Genomic DNA, 15,982 nt, shown 5'->3' with positions numbered 1-15,982 from the left:
GCATGAGATACGTACGGTAGTACAATCGCTCTTAACAATTCATCCGAGAGAGCGTCAAGAGTAGCGCCTTCATCCATCGCGGGCCGGGGCTCACCAGCGTTAAGAGCAGTCATACTATAAAATCCTTCTTGGAATTGAAAAAGGCTTGGTTGAATTCGATCAACATTTTGCCCCGCACCATGCTCTCGATGAACCCAATAGGCTTCAACAATTTGCCATACTCCGTCAACTGAACTCACCGCGGTTGAAGCAGCAAGAGCCTGTTCAGTAGACGTTGAATTCTGGCATCCGGCAAAAACCAACAGAAAAATACATGCAGAAATAGATAAAAAGATTTTCATTTCTCCAAACGGGATGATGGATTACAATCGCAGACGCGAAAGCTACAGAGTGTTGTTATGAGATGCAAGTTCAAGTTAGAATCTTGAGATGAGCGATAGAGACAGAAGCGGTATAACTACTATTATACCGAACTAGTCTGTATAATTCTGGTTTCGAATCGGCATGATTCTTCTGTAATAATTGCGCTAACTAATTGTGATTAATAATCTTATGCCTTGCTGTGCCGCTGTTATGCCGACTCATTCCACATAACACCCATAAACCTCATTCTGGCACAGTCTTTTCTTGCAATAAGTTTTTGAGAACTCTGCCGGCGCGCTCCCACAATCTGTCGCCAACCCCCGCCTCCTGCAACGACTGTTGTCCCAGAGTGATCATTCCAAGTCCCTGTTCCAGTTTCAATTTCCTGTAAAAGATACCTGTGCGGCATTTGTGTTTGTTACTTCGTGCGCCCCGCGTACGTTGCATGTATGTGTTATTTATTGGCCTCTGTATCCTGTTGCCGGCCGGCCTCGCCCATGCCCAGCAGCCAACCATTCTCATTTGCGCAACCGACGCCAGCAACAACCGCGACCTTTCGGGTGCAGACGTAAAAATTATCACCGCAGAAACAACCTTTAGCGGGGTAACAGGCCGGAGCGGCTGCATTTATTTGTCTGGCGCCAGTCCCGTCGGGATAGGCGGTGATCTCAATACCACGCCTGCACTTAAGACGGGCGTCGCTTATCCCAATCCCGCAGGCGCTCGCGTTGCCGTGCCCGTTGTTACCACACGGCCCCACGCGGTTACGTTCTCGGTGTACGATGCCCTTGGTCGGCAATTGGACATTCCTGCAACCCGCAGCCTTACCACGGAAGGGATTCTTTTTGATGTCGACCTCGCCGGCCTGGCTGACGGGTTGTATGTGTACAGGATTGCTGGTCCGGATGGGGCGGTGCAACATGGCAAGTTTATGCGCCGCCAAAGTGCTGCGGGCAGCCCGACACTATCCGCGACAAGCGCACGTCCCGGGTCTCGCGTCCAAGTGATTCAGCAGGCTGATTCTGTGACGGTGGAAATAGCAAAAGACGGTTTTGTCACATTGACGGAACGTCGCGTACTTTCCCGGTTCGACCAACTGACCTACCGTGTATTAAAGGCAACAACCGATCTTATTCCCCTGATGGATATGCAAGGTGTCCGATACCTGGGGCGCTACGGTGGCGGATTGTATCCGAACGAAACCAACGAACTGCCGGCAGCGCACCTGGCCGCCGGCCTCAGTCGTGCTGCCACCATCGAGCCGCTCGATATAAACGGCAACCCGTCAGCAAACGGATACATCGTAATGACGTCCATCGGTATGTCTACCACCTCTTCCATGTTTTGCGGCGTAGCTGATGCCAGTGAGCCCTGCAAGGAGGGCACCTTTATCCGAACCCTGACAACAGAAAGTGGCTTGCATCCTCGGCTGCGTGTTGTCGATGGTGCGGACCCGGGCAAAACAACCGAGAAATGGGAGCTGCCTGAGGACAAAACCTACGACCGGGTGCGCGATGAAGAGCTGATCCCGTTTGGCCTGAGTGAGGCGCAAATTCAGGTGGCCTGGGTAAACCTCGCCAGCGCATCACCTACGGTGTCATTGCCTGATGCAGCAGCAGACGCTGCCCTGATGGAGCAACAGTATGGCAATGTGCTGCGCGCCATGCAGACCCGCTACCCCAACCTCAAGCTGGTATTTTTCTCCAGCCGGGTGTACGGTGGCTACGCAACAACATCACCCATAAATCCCGAACCTTATGCGTACGAAAGTGGCTTTGCGGTTAAGTGGGTCATCGAAGCACAACTCAACCAGATGCACGGATCGGCAGCGCAAATCGATGTGGAAGCCGGCAACCTCGATTTCAACGCTGTGGCGCCCTGGATCAGTTGGGGTGAGTACCTGTGGGCAGACGGCGCCAATCCGCGTTCTGATGGCCTTGTATGGCTACCAGAAGACCTTAAAGATGATGGCACCCACCTGCAGCGCGTAGGTATAGAAAAAGTCACGGCTATTCTGCTTGATTTCTTCCGTACCTCTCGCCTGACACGCTGCTGGTTTCTTGAAAACGGTGAGGTTTGTGGGTAGGGGGGGAGTTTGGAGTGAGGAGTTTGGAGTGAGGAGTTTGGAGGGAGGGGCTGGGGAATGGATCTTGGATTAGATTGAAATTTTCAAAAAACCCGAAAACCCGAAAACCCGAAAACCCGAAAACCCGAAAACCCGAAAACCCGAAAACCCGAATTACAATCCCGCTACCACCTGCGCAAGCAACACGACAGCGATGATGCCCAGCGCAACCTTGAGTGCTTTGCGGTACGTGCTTACATCCAGGCGCTTGCGAATGTATACGCCGACCAGTAGACATGCCATCACCAGCAGCGTAATGCCGGCGATGGGCGCGATGCTGCTTGCATTGGCATAACGTCCCACATCTATAAACAGATACAATTGTGCGAGCTTGCCAACCAGGAAGCAGAAGTTGAGCCCTTGCACCGTCGTGTCTGTATTATACTTTTGCTCAAGGAAATAAACCACCAGGACCGGCCCCATGGCATTTGTGATTCCACCGATAACGCCGGCGACCAGCCCAAGCAATACAGCTGATGCCATTGGATGAGACCGAATCCATCCGAAAGAGCCGGTGCCCAGCCGGTCGAGCACGAGGTACACAACAATCGACGCAACCAGTACAAGCTTGATGGGGCCGGGTGGGGCGAGCAATAGAATTTTGGTGCCGGCTATACTACCGAGACCTGCGCACGCTGCAAGCAGAGAAAACCGGGACAACAACGCACGCCATTCCAGGCCATGCATCAGGCATTGCACGTTGATGAGAATCGCTGGGACCAGACTGATAAAGACGGCCGTTTTGACGTCGAGCACAAGTGCACCCAGGGCCGTGAAAACGAGCGGGAAGCCCATGCCGATACCCCCATGTACAAACGCAGCGCCCACAAGGATGATAAACAGATACAACCATTCAAGTCCGTGAATGGCTTCGAGGGCGTCCATAACTGGCTACAATTCGGTGGGCAGGCTTTTCACTCAGTAAGTGTCGCCGGCCAATAGTTACAGTAGCACCGTAAACGCACGGCGCAGAAGAAGTGCAGGGCGGAGGAGTTCCCCACTGCTAAGTTGCCTCCGCCCTGTAATAGATAGGACCGGGCACAGAGGCCCGTATAGTTTTATGTATGTCGAAAAAGCAGTCCTTAAGTTACATAGGGCATAGGTTATTACCCTCTAGTAAGTACAACAACGCTGCGTTTAGCGCGGGAGCACTACAATGTCGAAATTTCAGGAAATTGAGCCGGCGGCCGGTTTTATTCTCTGGCATCGGCATTAAAAGAAATGACCTTCTTATAGTGGACGCCGAAACCCGCTTTTATGGCGTTTTTTGAGGATGTGAAACGCGTTCGGATTCGGATGTGAAAATGGAACCCAACCCCCCTGTAGTACTTCAACCAGCAAGCGCTCAGTAATCTTTTTATAGATCCATGTTAGGAATTGTAGGTCAACTGCTCATCATTACCGGTTTTGTATCCTGCTTCATGGCCGGTGTAGCCTATTTTCTTGCTGTAAAAAATCCGGTACAGGCAGAAGCCTGGGGGCGTATTGGACGTGGCTCATGGTTTACCATGACGGTCTGTATTTCAGTTGCCAGCGTCATCTTGTCTTATTTCTTTTTTACGCACCAATATCAATACGCATACGTCTGGAAAGAATCTTCCAATGATTTACCTGTGCATTTCCTGTTGTCTGCCTTTTGGGCCGGCCAGGAAGGGTCTTTCCTCTTGTGGATTTTGTTGATGAGCTTTATGGGGGTGGCCCTCATCCGCTGGGCCGGCTCCTATGAGAAGCCTGTAATGACCGTGGTCTCTTTTTGCCAGGTTTTTCTGGTGTCGATGATTGTCGGATTAAAGTTTGGTGAGCTCAAAATTGGCTCCACGCCCTTCCTTACCATCTGGGATAAATTCCCCAATACGCCCGTCGGCTACATACCTGCTGACGGCAGTGGCCTGAACGATCTGTTGCAAAACTACTGGATGGCAATCCACCCGCCCATGCTGTTTGTGGGCTTTACTTCTATGGTTGCCCCATTTGCTTTTGCCATTTCGGCGCTCTGGACCAAAAAGTACACCGAATGGGTCCGGCCGGCGCTGCCCTGGACCATCTTTGCTGTTGCGATGCTGGGCATCGGCATTGCAATGGGCGGTTACTGGGCCTATGAAACGCTTTCTTTTGGTGGTTACTGGGCATGGGATCCGGTTGAGAACTCGTCGCTGGTCCCGTGGATCATCGGGGTTGCAGCCATTCACATGATGATTGTGCAGAAGAAAAGCGGTGCCTCGCACAAGTCGGCGCTGTTTCTCTGTGTCTCTGCTTACATTCTGGTGGTGTATTCAACCTTCCTGACGCGCAGTGGTATTCTGGGAGATGTGTCTGTGCACTCCTTTGTTGATCTGGGCCTCTACAACCAGCTACTGCTTTGGATTTTGACCATGGCTATTGTTGGCTTTGGCTTATTTGGCCTCCGCTACAACAACCTACCCACGCCCCGCAAAGAGCCTGAGATGCTCTCTCGTGAGTTTATGATTTTCTCGGGCGCCTTGCTGCTTAGCGGGATTGCACTGGTTATTTTACTCGGGACAAGCGCGCCCATTTTGGGCCGGCTCTTCCGCGATAATCCCTCAGCTGTACCTATTGAGTTTTATAACGTGTGGTCGTTGCCGCTCTCTATTGCATTCATCTTCCTTGCCGGCCTTGGGCAGTTGTTCTGGTGGCACAAGATGTCTGTTGAGAATGTGAACAAGGTGTTGCTCAAGCCTATCGTCCTGTCCTTTGCCAGTACTATTGCGGTATTGATTTTTACCCCGTTTATCGAAAAAACTGCCACCCCGGTGCGCGCTGCTGCAGAAGGTGTTACGGCACAGGGTGCCAATGTATTTGGCGGCATAACCGGATTCTGGGGTGAGTACGGCGACAGCATTCTTCTGCTGCTTTTGCTGCTGGTGACCTTCTTTGCGCTATACGGTAACAGCATGGTGTTGTGGCGCATCGGGCGCGGCAACGCGCGCCTTGCCGGCGGCGCCGTTACCCACATCGGCTTTATGATTATGATGCTGGGGGTCATCGCTTCGAGCGGATTCAACAATCCGATTGCCGGCAGCGAACTTGCTGGCACCGACCGCGAAAACTTTGTGGTGTCACTAGGCGAAACGCGCAACGTCGAAGGGTACCAGGTGACATACCGCGGTAAAGATTACAACACAGAAGGCCGGCCGCAATACATCCTCGATTTTGTAGATACGCGGGGCCGGGAGTTTACCATGAAGCCCGTGGTTTACCAGAGCAACAAAGAGCAGTGGATTCAGAATCCAGATGTGCAAATGTATTTCGAGCACGATGTATTTGTTGCTGTAACACCAAGTGTAATGCTCGAGTCAAACACGCCTTCCGATGGTGAAGCAACGTCGATAGCACTTACCAAAAACGAGACAACGGTACTCGGCAACGACGAATACGTGCTCGCGTTTCAGGATTTCAATGTCGATGTTGATTCTGAATTGGTGCCAGATTCTGTTGCCATCGCTGTGGCTGCACGCCTGAGTCTGACAAGCAAGGCAACCGGCGAAGTGCGCGAACTGAGCCCTATTTACCTGGTACTCGAAGACGGCCGCCAACAGTTTATTCAGAATCGGGTAGGGGATTGGGGCATTACCGTTACCTTCTCCGGCATGAACGTTAACAGCGGCAGCGCCAACTTCATCGTAGAAGGGGCCAAAGTTGGCTCAGAAGACTGGGTTGTTGTGCAGGCCTACGAAAAACCATTTATCAATCTGGTTTGGATTGGCATCATTCTGTTTTCGATTGGCTTCTTCATTTCGATGACCCGCCGCATCCAGGATCAACGCTTTGCCTTGCAACGCGCCCGCGGCTGATTGGGCGGGAAAGGCTAAACGAATCTTGAAAAGGGAGCTGTGTAAAACGGCTTCCTTTTTTTGTTGGGCGAAACTTCAAGCTGTGTTGCATCGTTTTGAATGACAATAAACCAGACCGATTGGTCTTTTTTCTGATGTCCAAAGGCGAAGAAACACGACAAGAGATTTTGGCCCATACTGTTGGCTTGTTTAACAGGCAGGGGTATGCCGGCGTGTCGTTGTCTCAGATTATGGAGGCAACCGGCCTGAAAAAGGGCGGGATCTACAACCACTTTGCTAGCAAGGAGCAACTGGCGCTCGACGTATTTGATTACGCGGTGGGCAAAGTTCGGGAGCGTTTCAAAGAAGGACTGACAGGGAAGAAGACAGCCGGCGCCCGGTTGCACGCTATTCTGGCGATCATGGCGCGCTATGTAACCGATCCGCCTGTTGATGGGGGATGCCCGGTAAACAACGCCGCCGTAGATAGCCTTTACACGTTTCCGGCCTTGCAGCAGCGCGCGCGGGCCGGCATGGAAGAATTGCAGCAGTACATCCGAAGCACAGTAGAAAAAGGGGTAGCGCGTAGCGAACTACAGCAGGACCTGGACCCAGACCAGGTTGCCGCTGTCATGCTTGCTTCACTGGAGGGCGCGTTAACCATGAGCAAACTGTATGACGACCCTGTATACATGCAGCGGGCTGTGACACACCTCGCTGCTTATGTCGACCGGAATGTACTTGGATAAAAAATTTTTTGCCACAAAAAAAGACCGATTGGTCTTAAATTGATTATGGAAAAACACCCAATGAGTAAAACAGTTGTGCGTTTTCAGGATTGTGACGCATTTGGCCACCTGAACAACGCGAGCTTTATCACCTACTTCATCAATGCCCGCGAGGACCACTTGCGGGACTACTACGCATTTGATTTATACGAGCACGCCCGGCTATCGAACGAAAACTGGTTTGTTGGCCGGCATGAAATTGCTTACTTGCGGCCGGCGGCGCTTGGTGAGACGGTGAGCATCCAAACGGGTTTGCTCCACTTTTCCAATCGTAGTCTGGTGGTAGAGGGTGTGATGTTTGACAAGGACGCCAATAAAATCAAGGCCGTACAGTGGACGACGTTCAGGTATGTTAATTTGCAACAAGGGCGGGCAGCAGAACACCCTGAGGCCATCAATACGTTGTTGGCAGGGGTTCTCCTGGAAGATGTGGAGCGGGAAAGCCTCGACAGGCGGATCAGGCAGCTTAAAAAGGCCGGCAACGCAGCGTGAAAATGCATGGAAAAACTTGCCGAAGCGCTGCTTACTTTATCGATTATGCAAGCATTGACAGGATTTTTTTTAACTACACAGGTGGGTTATGCAATGCTTAAGAATGCCTAAAACGGTATAAAAACAGCCTGTTTGGCGACAAACGAGCAACAGAGAAACCAGGGTGATCCGGGATTTCTCATCGTTGGCTTTAATAACGGACAAATTTGCCGATAGATGAGCCATAACCTCTAAACGATGAGTGGATACCTATGGTAGAGTACAAAAATGGCACGCACGCCAGTGGCTCGGGCATGGAAACATGGCAGATGGAGGCACTGCGGCGCACGCTGGAAGGCAACACACAATTAAGCACCCTCACAGGGATGATGAACGCGGCTGGGAATCCTACCCGGATGGCGATTCTTTATTTGCTGTGGCGTAAAGAGGAAGTTCGCGTAAACGATCTGGCCTCCATTCTTAGACTTACATCACCTGCTATTTCTCAGCAGTTGAAAAAACTCAAAAAGCAAGCCCTCGTAGACCACCGGCGCGACGCGCAGACGGTTTATTACCGGTTGAATAAAAAATCTGCCTTTGTGCAGCACTTTTTAATCAGATTTTTTGAGCAGGAAATGTTCTACAGGGAAGCGAATCCACCTGACAACCCTGAAGAATAAGCTATCGTAAACGACAGATACGGGTATTGCATTCCATTTTTTAGTACCCTGTTAGGTTGGCAGGCATCTTTGCAGATGCTGCATATCATGGTATAACCTTATATCATAGATTAGATTTTACGGATCTTGTACGGGTCGGTATGAAGAGATTCCCGACGCCCTTTGGGTGCGGCGGTTATTAAACAGGGCGCAGTATGATCGAACATGAGGAATTTCCACATAAGCGGTCAACAACGTCCGCAAAAGATGATGCGCAAATCTCTGCTCACACCTATCATCAGAAAATCGTCGCCCGTCAGTGTTTAAATAAGTTGGTAGATATTAAGACAGCCCTCTCCCGTCAAAACAGGTTGTTGGAGTTGCTAATTGACCATATTAATGCCAGTCGGATTCGGAATTCATCAACCTGAAAATACTGTCTCAAGCTTCAGCAAGATAAGTCGATATATGTAACCAAGCGTATCGATTATCAAATGACCAGTTGTAGGCGGTTCTTATGCATATTCTATTAGCGGAAGATAACCCGGTAAATCAAAAGGTGGCTTTGCGAATGCTGGAGAGAATTGGATTCTCTGCAGAGGTGGCGAACAACGGGGTTGAAGCACTGGCGGCATTGGAGCGTGCGCATTACGATGTGATTCTGATGGATATGCAAATGCCCGAAATGGACGGCCTGGAAGCAACCCGGCGCATTGTCGAAAAATATCCCGTAGCAGAGCGGCCATACATCATAGCGCTCACCGCAAACGCTATGCAAGGTGACCGAGAGCGGTGTATAGCCGCCGGCATGAATGACTATATCAGCAAGCCCATTCGTATGGAAGACTTGCACGAAGCATTTGATCGATGCCCGGTGAAACCAAAAGCTGATGAACCTGCTGAAGAAGAAGCGTCAACGGCACCCGTAATCAACTTCACGGTGCTGGATGAGCTCATTGCAATGCTCGGCAACGACGTTGACTTTGCAAGCGGACTCATCAGTGATTTCCTTGAGGATGGAGGCGAACTGCTGGTCAATATTCGCGGCGCGTATGAAGGCGGAAATGCTTCTGAGCTGGAGCGGGCAGCCCATACGCTCAAATCCAGCAGTGCTACATTTGGCGCCAACGATGCCGCCCTGATTTGCAAACAACTCGAATCCATTGGGAAGCAGGGTAACCTTGATGATGCCAAAGCGTCATCGCTTATTGCATCGCTTGAAGCCATGTTCAAAGTAATTAGCACCGAACTGGTATCGTATATCAACCGGCAAACAGCCTAGTTACAGGGCATTTAACTGCTAGTTGACAACGGCCTCGCTTGCGAGCACCCGGCCGGCATCTGTAAGCTGTAGCTGTTTGCCAGCAGTTTTTACGAGGCCTCGCTGCTCCGAAAACTTGACGATGCGTGTGGCAAATACAGCATCCCAGGTAAGGTGGTCCTCCAGGTGGTCGATCTGATTTTCGCGCTGTTCGTCGGGAGTGCCTTCGTGGTTTGCCAGGTGGATTGTCAGCATTTTTGCAGCGAAGTTTAATCGCTGTAACCGACGCCTGCGCAGTACGGAAACGACGCCCTGGTTTGGCGCAAACATCAGGGCCAGAACGAACGAGAAGCCTACAACAGTTGCCATGCTACCGGCAATTGACGTATCAAAAAAGTGAGCGAGCCAGTAGCCAGCAATCGCATCTCCAATACCAATAACCAGGCTCAGGCTGATGAGCCGTGTCAGTTTGTCCGTTAGTAAATTGGCTGTTGCCGCCGGCCCAACCATCAGCGCGACAACAAGGATTGACCCGACCGCATCAAAGGCACCAACAGCTGTAACCGATACCAGGGCCATTAAGCCATAGTGCAAGGCTCCGGGGAGAAAACCAAGGGCTGCTGCAAGTCCGGCGTCAAAAGTGGCCAGCTTCAGTTCTTTATAGAACAGGGTGATGAACCCTATGTTTAGGAGTAAAATGACAGACATCACCCAGAACGCTCGCGGTCCGACGTCTGCGCCGCCAATGGTGAGCCGGTCAAAAGGCGCAAAGGCAAGCTCGCCAAGCAGGACGGCATCTGTGTCGAGGTGCACATCGCCGGCATATTGAGCGATCAGAATCACGCCAATACTGAACAAAGCCGGGAAAACAAGCCCGATGGCTGCATCTTCTTTGACGAGTTTTGTCCGGTAAATGAGCTCTACAAGCACTACCGTTAACACGCCCATCATCGCTGCCGCCAAGATAAGCAACGGCGCATTCAGGTCGCTGGTGATAAAAAATGCGATGACGATGCCTGGCAAAATAGCGTGGCTGATGGCATCACTCATCATGGCCATTTTTCTCAGCACAAGAAAGACGCCCGGTAGCGCACAGGCAGCTGCGACCACGATGGCAATCAATTGTATTTCAAGTTGCGGCTGCGTCATGCCGTACTTTCCGTTTTAAATCGATCTTTCATCAACTGCTCAACATACGTTTGTCCACGTGCAGTGAGTGACCAGTCGCCGGTGCGTACCTTTTCTACAAGGCCCAGTTCGGATAACCGCTCGAGGCTGCGTTCCGTTTTTGCTGACATCTCATTCATCACGTTGAGCACCGCCTCAGCATGCGGGTGTGTCATGGGTGTATGTTGTGCTGCCAGCGCATACACATCCAGCAATACCGCGTCGAGTTTGAGCTGTTGTGCATTTCTGCGGTTTCGCAGCCAGCGCCACAGCAGGCCGCGATTAGGCGCAAGAAAAAGAGAGATAACCACAATTCCGCTGATAACCAGCACAATGGTAGGCCCCGTTGGCAAGTGGGTGATGGTGCTGCTGAAGAAGGCGCCTAAGACACCAGCCAGTGCGCCAAAAAGTGCACTGAGCGACACCATGATGCCCAGCCTGTTTGTCCACTGCCGGGCAGCAACTGCCGGTGCAATAATCATTGCGCTCATCAGCACAACCCCTACCGTTTGCAAGCCGATTACAATGGCGACCACGAGGAGTGAGGTGAGCAAAATGTCGAGATACCGAATGGGCATACCGAGGCTCTGCCCGTACTCCGGGTCGAATGCCAGTAATTTGAATTCTTTCCAGAAGAGCAACGTAGGCGTGAGTGCAATTGCACCAAAGATGCACATGGTTACCACTTCTTCAATCACAAGGGCAGCTGCCTGGCCGAAGAGGAAAGTGCTCAAACCGGCCTGATTGGCGTTGGGCATTTTCTGAATAACAGTGAGCAACACCAATCCGAAGCCAAAAAATACCGATAAAATGGTGCCCAGGGCGCTGTCGTAAGAAACCCGGGTGGAAATTGAAATTGACGAAACGAGGAGGGTAGCAATAAGGCCGGCTGCCATGGCGCCCAGCATCAGGCCAAGTGCGGATTTGGTGCCGGTGATGAGAAACGCAAGCGCGATGCCGGGCAGGGCGGCATGAGAAATAGCGTCTCCGAGTAAACTCTGTTTTCGTAAAACGGCAAACGTACCAAGGGCACCGCTCACAACACCAAGCAATGCCGCCCCGAGGGCTACAACCTGAAACGTATAATCCGAAAACAGCGCAAACATATCAGGCTACGCGCTCTTTCAGGTTTGTAAGAAATCCAACGCGGCCACCATACGTTTTGCGCAAATTCTCCTCGGTGAATACGTCTGCTACCGGACCGCTTGCAATGCTGCGTACGTTTAGCAGCATCACGTAGTCAAAATACTCAGTCACCGTTTGCAGGTCATGGTGTACCACCATCACAGTTTTGCCCTGCGCGCGCAGCGTACGTAAAATCTGGATGATGGCCCGCTCTGTGGTGGCGTCGACCCCCTGGAATGGCTCGTCCATAAAGTATAAGTCTGCATCTTGCACCAGGGCCCGAGCGAGGAATACGCGCTGCTGCTGGCCGCCAGAAAGCTGGCTGATTTGTCGGGACTCATACGCGTCCATGCCTACCTGGGCCAGGGCCTCCCGTGCAATGGCTTTCTCCTTTTTACCCGGCCGTTTGAACCAGCCCAATTTGCCATAAAGACCCATCTGAACAACATCAAGCACGCTGGCGGGGAAATCCCAGTCTACACTGCCCCGCTGGGGGACATAGCCTACGCGGTGTTGCTGTTTTTCGTAGGGCTGTCCATACACAAGGACCTGTCCGGCTGCGGTTTTTAGCAGGCCCAGAATGGCTTTGATTAGCGTAGTTTTGCCGGCGCCATTGGGGCCGACAATCGCCATCAGCAGCCCTTGCGGTACAGTAAGGTCGATGTCCCATAAAACAGGTTTTTCGCGGTAAGCAACCGTAAGGTCGCGTACATCGATGGCGTATGGGATGGTTTCAGACATGGTTTCTGGAGCTATTTGTTCAGGCAGGCAGTGTGTGGGCAAGTGCTGTACGCATGCTCACTGCTTCAATCCTGCTACAATCGTGTCGATGTTGTATCGAACAGTACCGATGTAGGTACCTTCGGGGCTTTCAGGGTCGCCGAGTGCATCTGAATAGAGGTAGCCACCAATTTGTACTTCAAAGTCTCGTGCGCCCACAGCTGCCTTAACGGCCTCAATCCCCCGCGGTGATACCGAAGATTCTACAAACATGGCCGGGATCCGGTTTGTAGCGACGAAGTCTGCAAGCTCTTGCACGTCAGCAGTGCCGGCCTCCGTGGTTGTGCTCAAGCCTTGCAGCGCATGTACGTCAAATCCATAGGCGCGGCCAAAATATCCAAAGGCGTCGTGTGAGGTAATTAGCACGCGGCTTGATGCCGGGATGGCAGCGGCCTGGGTGGTAACGTACGTGTGCAGTGCTTCCAGCTGCTCAATGTATTGCGCCGCGTTGGCTGCAAAAATTGCTTGATGGGTCGGGCTCAGTTCACCAAGCACAACATGCACGTGGTCTGCCACTTGCTGCCACAGGGTCACATCAAACCATACGTGTGGATCAAAATTGCCGGCATAGGTTGCCGACATTAAGCGCAAAGAGTCAGGTACCGCATCCTGGGCCACGGCAAGGGTTGGGATGCTGCGTTTTGCCATCTGCTCGAACACCTCGGTCATTTTGCCTTCAAGATGGAGTCCGTTGTAAACAACCAGGTCTGCGCCGGCCATTTTGAGTACGTCGCCTTCGCTTGCTTTGTAGAGAGGGGGGTCAACACCCGGGCCCATGAGCCCTGCAACCTCTACGCGGTCACCGCCGATTTCGGTGACAAGATCAGCAATCATGCTGGTTGTCGCGACAATTTTGATTTTCCTGCTCGAAAAGTCCTTTACCGTATCACCTGTATCCGATGGTTGACAGCCTGTAAAAAGCAGCAACATGACCAAAGCTAGTACAAACTGATTAGCGCGCTGATTTTGATTGTACATATCCACCATAGTTGCGTGTGTGCCCTTTTGTTAAATGTTCTGAACGTACGATCAGAATAGAAAGTTAGTTTCAGCTAAAAATAAATTTAACCAGCATGGGAAATGGTGAATTTGGGGTGAAAGGACGGGGCTGGATATGAACTGAGGCCGGTATCACGGGATGGGATTGCTCCAGAAAGGGGAGAAGACTGGCCGGCAAAAATAGCATCCGTAAAAAAGGGCAGTGCCGGTAATTGACACTGCCCTGAAAAAGAACCAGATATAAGCCTAGTCAACCCAGTCGGCCACAAAAACATTGGTTTCACGAGAGTCCTCGCCGGCTTCGTTTCTGTTTGAAGCAAAGACGAGCTGCTTGCCATCAAGGGAAAACATGGGGAAGGCATCGAAGGTGCCCGAATGGGTCAGCTGTTTCAGATCTGAGCCATCAGCATTGATCATAAAGATGTCAAACAGGCGGCCGCCCTGCTCCATCGAATGATGATTGGAGGTAAAGAGCACCCGCTCGCCATCTGGATGAAAAAACGGTGCCCAGTTTGCGCCAGGTAGGTCGGTGATTTGCTGGACATTGGTGCCGTCGATGTCGGCAATGAAAATGTTGAGCGCGCTAGGTTCGACAAAGCCATCTTTCAGGAGGGCCTGGTACGTCTCAGCTGCTTCACCTTCAGGCCGGCTGGCACGCCAGACAATTTTTTTGCTGTCACGAGAAAAGAAAGCGCCACCGTCGTAGCCGAGGGTATCGGTGAGCTGTAGCACCTCAGCCGTTGCTATTTCATACCGGTACAATTCCAGGTCACCTGAGCGCGTAGACGTGAAGATGACATATTTGCCATCCGGTGAGACGGTAGCTTCGGCGTCATAACCCTCTCCATCGATGAGCAGCTGTGTATCTGTACCGTCTGTTGTTGCGGTATAAATATCGTACGAGTCGTAGATCGGCCAAACATAGCGGCCCTGGTTAAACATTACAGGAGCAGGGCATGCAGGGTCGCTTTCATGTGTGGAAGCATAAACAATGCGACCATCAGGCATAAAGTAGCTACACGTTGTACGGCCTTTACCCGTAGAGGCCAGTTGATAGGTTTCTCCGTTGGCAAGTTTGCTACCATCAGCATTCATTACAAAAATCTGATCACAGCCCTGGCCGTTAATCTGATCCCAGTCGCTTTGGAATACCAACTGTTCTCCATCTTCGCTCCAGTATGCTTCGGCGTTGTTGCCGCCAAACGTGAGCTGGCGAATGTTACGGATGTGGTCTTCGCCGTCATAACGCATAATATCGCTTGCGCGGTCGTAGGCCGGGGCTTCCGGCTCGGGCGGTGGCGCCGGCTGGCATGCGGTAAAGAAAAAAGCGGACAAAAGTATCGCCAGGCTGAATCCTGAACGGCTCCATGACGGTAGCATAAACATCTATGTAAATATTAATAAGACAACAAACTGGTCTTTGTCTGAAACATCAAAATTGAACGGACCCAAAGCTGAACCCTCAGCGATAGCGAAGGAGCCCTTTGCGTCAAGTTAATTTTTTAGACCTCTTTTTATTGCTAAATCTTAGCAGCCAATAAGTTCGGCCCTTATAAATAAATTGACTAAAATATGGCGTACGAAGTAGCAGATTTTCAGCGTGATGTGATTGAGGCAAGCCATCAGCAACCGGTTTTGGTAGATTTCTGGGCACCTTGGTGCGGACCATGCCGGGCGTTAGGACCTGTACTTGAAAAACTCGCTACAGAGCATGCTGATCGCTGGAAACTGATCAAAGTAAACACGGATGAGCACCAGCATATTTCTGGCCAGTATGGTATAAAAGGGATACCTGCGGTCAAGCTGTTTGTCGATGGTAATGTGGTAAATGAGTTTACCGGTGCCTTACCCGAACACGCGGTGCGCAAGTGGCTTGATGAATCAATTCCTACGGAAGATGCCAGGCTTTTTCAGACTGCGGAGGCTGCCATTCAGGCCGGCGATACTGCTGGCGGCAAAGCGATGCTAGAGTCAGTATTGGCACAAGATCCTGACCATATACCGGCCATCGTATTACTGGCGCAAGTAACCGCCCAAAGCGATCTCTCTGCTGCCGGCGCATTGATCGCGTCTTTACCGACAAATGCAGCCAGTACGCTTGATGTGGTAGAGAGCATTAAAACCCTGAGCAGGCTCGCGAGCCTGTCTGCTACCGGGGAAGCGATGCCGGAAGAGAATGGCAAAGCTGCATATCTCGAAGCAACCATCCATCTGCTAAACAACGAGTGGGATGCTGCGCTGGAAAAGTTCATCAGCGTAATCCAGCAAAACCGCTACTACGACGACGATGGCTCACGCAAAGCCGTCATCGCAATTTTCAACCTCCTCGGGCCGCAACACCCCCTCACAAGAAAGCACCGCCGCATGTTCGACATGGCGCTTTATTAGTTGAAGGTTAAAAGTTAAATGTTGAATGTTAGCAAATACCTTAACTTTCAACTTTGAACCTGTTT

Annotated in this window: 14 protein-coding genes; 7 read left to right on the top strand and 7 right to left on the bottom strand. The window is 51.5% G+C overall.

Annotation, left to right across the window (positions count from 1 at the left end; translation table 11 throughout):
• Window positions 1-341 (bottom strand): hypothetical protein (locus AAF564_02560; protein ID MEM8484398.1); only part of this gene is annotated, 341 nt, incomplete at its 3' end.
• Window positions 342-808: 467 nt separating this feature from the next.
• Here AAF564_02560 and AAF564_02555 point away from each other — a divergent pair.
• Complete coding sequence (locus tag AAF564_02555) at window positions 809-2,449, top strand: T9SS type A sorting domain-containing protein (protein MEM8484397.1); 1,641 nt, start codon at window positions 809-811, stop codon at window positions 2,447-2,449.
• A 153-nt stretch (window positions 2,450-2,602) separates the two neighbouring features.
• Here the strand turns inward: AAF564_02555 and AAF564_02550 are convergent, their stop codons facing one another.
• Window positions 2,603-3,373, bottom strand: coding sequence for a sulfite exporter TauE/SafE family protein (locus AAF564_02550; GenBank protein MEM8484396.1), 771 nt, complete (start codon window positions 3,371-3,373; stop codon window positions 2,603-2,605).
• Window positions 3,374-3,855: 482 nt separating this feature from the next.
• Here AAF564_02550 and ccsA point away from each other — a divergent pair, with 482 nt between their 5' ends.
• From ccsA to AAF564_02525, 5 genes are all read left to right on the top strand, one after another.
• Window positions 3,856-6,300 carry a cytochrome c biogenesis protein CcsA gene (gene ccsA, locus AAF564_02545; protein ID MEM8484395.1) on the top strand — a complete coding sequence of 815 codons (2,445 nt, stop codon included), beginning with the start codon at window positions 3,856-3,858 and terminating at the stop codon, window positions 6,298-6,300.
• Between the two features lie 95 nt (window positions 6,301-6,395).
• The gene (locus AAF564_02540; protein ID MEM8484394.1) at window positions 6,396-7,028 is read left to right on the top strand and encodes a TetR/AcrR family transcriptional regulator; all 633 of its coding nucleotides are present in this window, start codon (window positions 6,396-6,398) and stop codon (window positions 7,026-7,028) included.
• A gap of 60 nt (window positions 7,029-7,088) precedes the next feature.
• Entirely contained in the window at window positions 7,089-7,559 is a 471-nt protein-coding gene (locus AAF564_02535; GenBank protein ID MEM8484393.1) for an acyl-CoA thioesterase, read from the top strand.
• Between the two features lie 251 nt (window positions 7,560-7,810).
• Window positions 7,811-8,218, top strand: a complete 408-nt coding sequence (locus tag AAF564_02530; GenBank protein MEM8484392.1) for a metalloregulator ArsR/SmtB family transcription factor — start codon at window positions 7,811-7,813, stop codon at window positions 8,216-8,218.
• Window positions 8,219-8,714: 496 nt separating this feature from the next.
• On the top strand, window positions 8,715-9,479 hold the full coding sequence (locus AAF564_02525; protein ID MEM8484391.1) for a response regulator: 765 nt from the start codon (window positions 8,715-8,717) through the stop codon (window positions 9,477-9,479).
• 18 nt (window positions 9,480-9,497) lie between these two features.
• Here AAF564_02525 and AAF564_02520 read toward each other — a convergent pair whose 3' ends face one another.
• The 5 genes from AAF564_02520 to AAF564_02500 all read right to left on the bottom strand — a co-directional run bounded on the left by AAF564_02520 (window position 9,498) and on the right by AAF564_02500 (window position 14,915).
• A complete protein-coding gene (locus AAF564_02520; protein ID MEM8484390.1) occupies window positions 9,498-10,607 on the bottom strand; it encodes a metal ABC transporter permease in 1,110 nt (369 codons plus the stop codon).
• Window positions 10,604-11,731, bottom strand: coding sequence for a metal ABC transporter permease (locus tag AAF564_02515; protein ID MEM8484389.1), 1,128 nt, complete (start codon window positions 11,729-11,731; stop codon window positions 10,604-10,606). The genes AAF564_02520 and AAF564_02515 overlap by 4 nt, the downstream gene beginning before the upstream one ends.
• A gap of 1 nt (window position 11,732) precedes the next feature.
• Window positions 11,733-12,491: a metal ABC transporter ATP-binding protein gene (locus AAF564_02510; protein MEM8484388.1), complete on the bottom strand. Its 759-nt coding sequence runs from the start codon at window positions 12,489-12,491 to the stop codon at window positions 11,733-11,735.
• Window positions 12,492-12,548: 57 nt separating this feature from the next.
• Window positions 12,549-13,508 carry a zinc ABC transporter substrate-binding protein gene (locus tag AAF564_02505; GenBank protein MEM8484387.1) on the bottom strand — a complete coding sequence of 320 codons (960 nt, stop codon included), beginning with the start codon at window positions 13,506-13,508 and terminating at the stop codon, window positions 12,549-12,551.
• A 267-nt stretch (window positions 13,509-13,775) separates the two neighbouring features.
• Window positions 13,776-14,915, bottom strand: coding sequence for a hypothetical protein (locus tag AAF564_02500; GenBank protein MEM8484386.1), 1,140 nt, complete (start codon window positions 14,913-14,915; stop codon window positions 13,776-13,778).
• A gap of 186 nt (window positions 14,916-15,101) precedes the next feature.
• On the opposite strand from AAF564_02500, the gene trxA reads away from it, so the two are divergent.
• Complete coding sequence (gene trxA / locus AAF564_02495) at window positions 15,102-15,917, top strand: thioredoxin (protein MEM8484385.1); 816 nt, start codon at window positions 15,102-15,104, stop codon at window positions 15,915-15,917.
• The last annotated feature ends 65 nt before the right edge of the window (window positions 15,918-15,982 follow it).

Source organism: Bacteroidota bacterium, assembly GCA_039111535.1.
Lineage (GTDB): Bacteria > Bacteroidota > Rhodothermia > Rhodothermales > JAHQVL01 > JBCCIM01.
Note: the sequence above shows the minus strand (reverse complement) of the source record. Positions and strands in the feature narration are given on the sequence as shown.